The organism is Citricoccus sp. (assembly GCF_035445025.1).
Classification (GTDB): domain Bacteria; phylum Actinomycetota; class Actinomycetes; order Actinomycetales; family Micrococcaceae; genus Citricoccus.
The window spans coordinates 1-5430 of the sequence record NZ_DAOMPX010000097.1 but is presented as its reverse complement, the minus strand read 5'-3'; the positions used below and the strand labels follow the sequence as shown (position 1 = coordinate 5430).

Sequence of the window (5430 nt, the reverse complement as noted above, 5' to 3'; positions counted from 1 at the left end):
CGACGAACGCGGCGCAGATGTCCGTGCCGCCCGAGGTGGGGGCCAGCAGCAGGTCCGGGTTGACGGCGTCGAGCACCCAGCCGGCGACGTCGGCGGCCAGCGGCGAGCCCGAGCACTGGATCTCCCGCAACCGAGAGAGGTCCCAGCGCTCGCGGGGGCGCATCCCGGCGTGGGCGCAGGCCCCCAGGTAGGCGGAGCCGGTGCCCATGTAGGTGGCCTTCGTCTCGGCCATCACCGCCCACTGGGACCACTCCCCGTCCGCGGCCGGCCAGTTCGGGTCCCCGTCCATGAGCACCACGGAGGCGCCCAGCAGCAGGGAGGACATGCCCATGGCCCACACCATCCAGCCGGTGGTGGAGAACCAGAACGCGTTGTCGGCCTCGCTCATGCCGAAGTGCAGCCCGTGGGCCTTGAGGTGCTCGAGCAGGATGCCGCCGTGGCCGTGCACGATCGCCTTGGGCCGTCCGGTGGTGCCGGAGGAGAACAGCACGATCAGCGGGTGGTCGAAGGGCACCGGCTCGATGTGCACCTCCGGGACGGCAGTCCCGGTCCCGACGCCGGCCACGGCCTGACCCGTGCCCCTCACCCCCGCGCCCCTCGCCTCGAGGCCCGTTCCGACCCGGCCGGTGAACGCGGCCCAGCCCTCGGCGCCCTCGGGCGGCTGGGCGTTCGGGTCCAGGTAGGGCAGCAGGACGGTCCGGGTGCCGGGCAGGAACTGCCGGATCCGGGCCAGGTCGTCGGCGCGGGAGAGCTCGCGCTTGCCGTAGCGGTAGCCGTCGATCGCGATCAGCAGCGTCGGCTCGAGCTGGCTGATGCGGTCGAGCACGGACTGCGGGCCCATTTCCGGGGGCACGGCACACCAGATCGCGCCGAGGGCCGTCGTCGCCAGGTAGGCGGCCAGTGTCTCCGGGATGTTGGGCAGGTACCCGGCCACCCGGTCGCCCACGCCCACGCCGCGGGCGATCAGCCCGGCCTGGATGCGGGCGATCTCCTCCTCCAGCCGCGCCCCGGTCCACTCCACGGATCCGGTGGTCTGGGACCGGGAGGTGACCATGATGTCGTCGGGACGCTCGCGGAGCCTGCGCAGCACGTGCTCGGCGTAGTTGATCCGCGCTCCCGGGAACCACCGTGCCCCGGGCATCGTGCGCTCCTGAAGGACGGCCGTGTACGGGGCGTGGGTGATCACCTCGAAGTGCTGCCACACCTCCTTCCAGAAGTCCTCGAGGTTCGCCACGGACCAGGCCCAGGCGTCGTCGTAGGTGGCGAATCGCTGGCCGTACCGGGCCTCGAGGTCCTCCAGGAACCGGCCCATCCGGGTGGTGTGCCAGTCGGCGCGGTCGGGGGCGGGGGTGAGCAGGGTGCCGGGCTGGGTGGTCGTCGTCGTCATGTCGGGTCCTTTCAGGCGGTGGGGCGGGCGGCGGCCGGGGCGGCGGCGGACGCCGTGGCGTCGGCCGAGGTGGTCCCGGCACCGCGCTTCATCGACAGGCTGAGGGCGGCCACGCAGGCGGCGGCGATCAGCAGCGGGATGGCGAACAGGTAGAAGATGCTCTCGGGTGCCCAGCCGCCGTCGATCAGGTAGCCGACCAGGATGGGGGCGGCGATCGAGACCAGGCGGCCGATGCCGATCATCCAGCCGATACCGGTGGCGCGCGCCGTGGCCGAGTACACGCCCGGGGCCACGGCGTAGAAGCCGGCGATGCCCGCGGTGGTGAGCACGCCCAACAGCACGGCGGTGCCCATGGCCACCGGGATCACGGAGAAGACGAGACCGAACAGGACGTAGGAACCGGCGGCCGCGGCCAGCGCGCCGAACAGCAGGCGGTTGGACTTGAAGCGGATGGCCAGCGCGCTGAAGATGAAGCAACCGATGATCCCGCCCAGGTTGGCCAGGGTCCCGGTGCGGATGCCCAGGGTGTCCTCGCCGGAGGCCTGCGCGATGATCTGCGGGGTCCAGGTGTTGGCGAAGTAGTAGGCGGCCACCAGGCAGGCGTAGCCGATCCAGAGCATGAAGGTGCGGAAGCGTACGGTGCCCCGGAAGATCTGGGCGATGCCGCCGCCGGAGGCGTCGGTGGCCGGCAGTGCGGGCAGTTCCGTCAGCGGGGCGCGGCCCATCCTGGCCAGGATGCGGTTGGAGCGCTCGAGGGCGCCGGCGGGGCGGCGGGCCAGCAGGAAGTCGAGCGATTCGGGCAGCAGGGCCAGGGCGATGAGGAACATCAGGCCGCTGAGGGCGGCGCCCACCCAGAACAGGGCCTCCCAGCCGAAGGCCCCGATCATGGGCTCAGCCACCACGCCGCCGATGGTCGCCCCGATGGGGTAGCCCGCGGCGTAGATGCCGATGATGGACCCGCGGCGGGCATCGGAGGCGTACTCGGAGACGAGGACGTTGAGGTTCGCCATCATGCCGCCCACGCCGAGGCCGGTGAGCAGGCGGACCACGAGCAGCCAGGTGGCGTCCGGGGCGATCGCGGACAGCGCCATGCCGACGGTGATGACGAACATGGAGCCCACGGCCAGCCAGCGGCGGCCGATGAAGTCGGCCAGCGGGGTGAGGAAGATCGAGCCGGCGGCCATGCCGAACAGGCTGGCGCTGAGCAGGTAGCCCAGCATCACGGGCTCCACGCCCCACTCGGCGCTCAGCGAAGGGGCGGCGTAGGCCATCGCGGCCACGTCGAACCCGTCCAGCAGGATCATGGCCAGCGCAACGCTGACGGCCATGACCTGGAACGGGGTCATTGGCGATTTCCGGATGTCGGACAGCACGTCCATAGGTCCTCCAGGGTGGAACGGGAATGTCTCACCCGGACGCTATAGAGGCGCGGCGGCGTGATCCACATCACCGGTCGACATTCCGTCCTCAGGAATGCGACCGGTGATGCGATCGGGCGGGTATCGGTCGTCGGCCGACCCGTGATCAGCCGGCGGTCCACCGGCGGTCAGCCGGCGGCGACGACCTCCCGGGGGTCGTGCCCGAGGGCGATGGCCTGGCCGGCGTCCAGCATGGCCTCGGTGCAGGCGACGTCATAGCTGGAGTACTCCTGCGGGAAGCCCAGGGACCGCACCGCGCACTCGGCGTTCTGCTCGTAGATGTCCACGGCACCCCAGCTCGTGACGAGGTCCTCGGAGTAGTACGGCTGCAGCATCGCATCCAGGGTGGCGAAGTCGTAGTCGGCGACCGCGTGCTGGAGTACGTGCATGCACTCGTGCGCGGCGGTGTGCTCGAGCTGGTACTCGTCCAGGCCGGACCGGATCTGCACCGACGCCGGCTGGCCCGAGGTCACGGAGGTCACGCCGGTGGCGCCGTCGATGCTGGTCGCCTTGACGATGGTCAGCGCGGTGCCCTTGCAGCCGTACTCCTCCATGAACGCGGCGGCCTGGCGCTTGTAGGCGGTCGCATCGGAGTTCCCGACGACGGCGGCCTCGGCCGGCGCCGCGGCGGCGGCCGTGTCCGCGGTCGCCTCGGCGGCAGAGTCCGCGGTGGCCTCGGTGGCGTCTGAATCCGTGCTCGAGTCCCCGGACGCAGCGGCCGGCGCATCCCCGGCGGGCGCCTCGGCACCGGTGAGGGCGGCCCCGACGAGCACGATGGCCAGCTCGTCGCGGGAGATCGCGCGGTCGGCCTTGAACTCGCCGTCACCGTATCCGCGGACAATCCCCGCGTTGGCGAGCCAGGTGATCGCGGTGGCGGAGTCGCTGCCGGGGGCGACGTCCGCGAACACGAAGGCGCCCGCGGGCTCATCGGCCCCGACGGAGCGGTACGCGATCTGTGCGGCCTCGCCGCGGGTGATCCCCGGGTCGGCGTAGGCCGCCCCGTTGCTCAGCCCCACGCAGGCCAGCCACTCGTCGACGGCGGCGGCCGTGGTCCACGTCTGGCCGGCGGGGAACGAGGCGGCCAGGCAGGCGGCCTCGGAGCCCGCCGCGGGGGCGTCCGTGGCGGGAGCGGCGACGGCGGCCCCGGCGGCGGGCACGAGCAGGGCGCCGGACGCCGCGACGGCGGTGAGGGCACGGGCCAGACGACGGCGGCCGGTGCGCGGGGCGTCCTCGGTCGAGGCGATGGGCGCGGTACGGCGCGGGGTGCTGGTGCGGTCGGCGACCATGGTGAGTCCTCCCGGGTGTCCGAGGTCTGGTGTCGGTACCACCCGAGCCCGGGTGGCCACAGGTTCGTCACCCTAGGCGGTGCACTCGGCAGGCCGCCACCCCGATTTTCGGAACCCACCGCTGACGTGGAGGTTCGCGCGCGTCACATTCCGGCGGTCCGCCGGAGCCGGTCGATGTGCACGGAGGCCTCGGCCTTGGTCAGGTTGGCCGGCAGTTCCTCGCCGGCGGCCCGGGCCAGGGTGTCCAGGTAGGACCGCTGGGACGGGGTCATGGGGTCGTCCCCGCTGACCCACTCGTCGGGCTCCTTCTCCAGGGCGGGGTCCTCGGTGCTGGAGGCGCCGATGGTGTCCTGGCCGTCGTCCAGGGCGGCGGCCCTCTGCTGCTCGGCGATGTCGGCCTCGTTGGCCTCCACGGGTGCGCCGGCGGCGACCTGGTCCTCCGGATCGGGGAAACGCTGGGTGCTCATGGTGCTGCTCCTTCCGTGACGACGACGTCGGGTGCTGGCCATGGTAGTCCGGACACACACAGATCGCCCGGTCCCGGTGGCAGTGCCACCGGGACCGGGCGATCGAATTCCTCGCAGGTGAGGCCGGGTCAGGGCCTCACGCGGGGTGTCAGACTACTTGGCGGCGTTCTGCTTCTCCGCGGTGGCCACGACGACCTGGGCGATCTGCTTGGCGGCCTGGTTGCGCTGGATCTCACCGTTGGCGTAGTCCTCGATGACCTTGGACTCGGCCATCACGGAGATCAGGTCGGCGGCGGAGTTGCCCGCCAGCGGCTTGACCAGGCCGGTGTCGCTCAGCACGCGCAGCACGCCGGGGATCTGCACGCGGTCCACACCGGCGGTCTCCACGGCCTGCAGGCCCTGCTTGACGAGCTGCGTGACCTCCTTCTCGGTGAGCGGGGAGTTGGGGTCGTTCACGCTGTCGACCAGCTCGAGGCAGCGCACGGCCTTCATGAGCGTAGCGATGTCCAGGTTCTTGGCCTCGGAGAGGTCGGTGCCCTTGAGGCACTCGCGCAGCTCGGCCTCGGCCTCCTCGGAGGTCATCTTGCCCTTGCCGTTCTGCTGGCCCTTGCCGTTGGCCGAGGTCTGCTCGGCGGCGGTGGCCTGGTTCCACGGCTCGGCGGCGATGGTCACCGCGGCGGCCGGGATCAGCAGGGCACCGGCGAGTGCGGCGGCAACGAGGCCGGGCTTGAATCCGCGGCGCTTGCTCGGACGATTGGTGGTCTTCGGCGTGTTCTGGTCGATAGACATGTGGTTCCCCCTCCAAGGGTCCTGGAGCAATAAAGCAGAGCCACCCAAGTCAGGACAGCTTCCGGAGTTACGGTAGCAGGAGA

5 protein-coding genes are annotated in these 5430 nt (G+C 71.7%); all 5 read right to left on the bottom strand.

Annotated elements, in window-relative coordinates:
• Nucleotides 1–1387, bottom strand: a 1387-nt coding sequence (locus PLJ28_RS14740) for an AMP-binding protein (RefSeq protein WP_324590326.1), incomplete at its 3' end; no start/stop codon positions are given.
• 11 nt (nt 1388–1398) lie between these two features.
• Nucleotides 1399–2766 (bottom strand): MFS transporter, encoded by a 1368-nt coding sequence (locus tag PLJ28_RS14735; RefSeq protein ID WP_183527421.1) that lies wholly within the window; start codon nt 2764–2766, stop codon nt 1399–1401.
• 167 nt (nt 2767–2933) lie between these two features.
• Nucleotides 2934–4091, bottom strand: coding sequence for an S-layer homology domain-containing protein (locus PLJ28_RS14730; RefSeq protein WP_324590325.1), 1158 nt, complete (start codon nt 4089–4091; stop codon nt 2934–2936).
• A 143-nt stretch (nt 4092–4234) separates the two neighbouring features.
• Entirely contained in the window at nt 4235–4558 is a 324-nt protein-coding gene (locus PLJ28_RS14725) for a DUF3072 domain-containing protein (protein ID WP_324590324.1), read from the bottom strand.
• 153 nt (nt 4559–4711) lie between these two features.
• A complete protein-coding gene (locus PLJ28_RS14720; protein ID WP_298045062.1) occupies nt 4712–5347 on the bottom strand; it encodes a hypothetical protein in 636 nt (211 codons plus the stop codon).
• Nucleotides 5348–5430 lie beyond the last annotated feature (83 nt).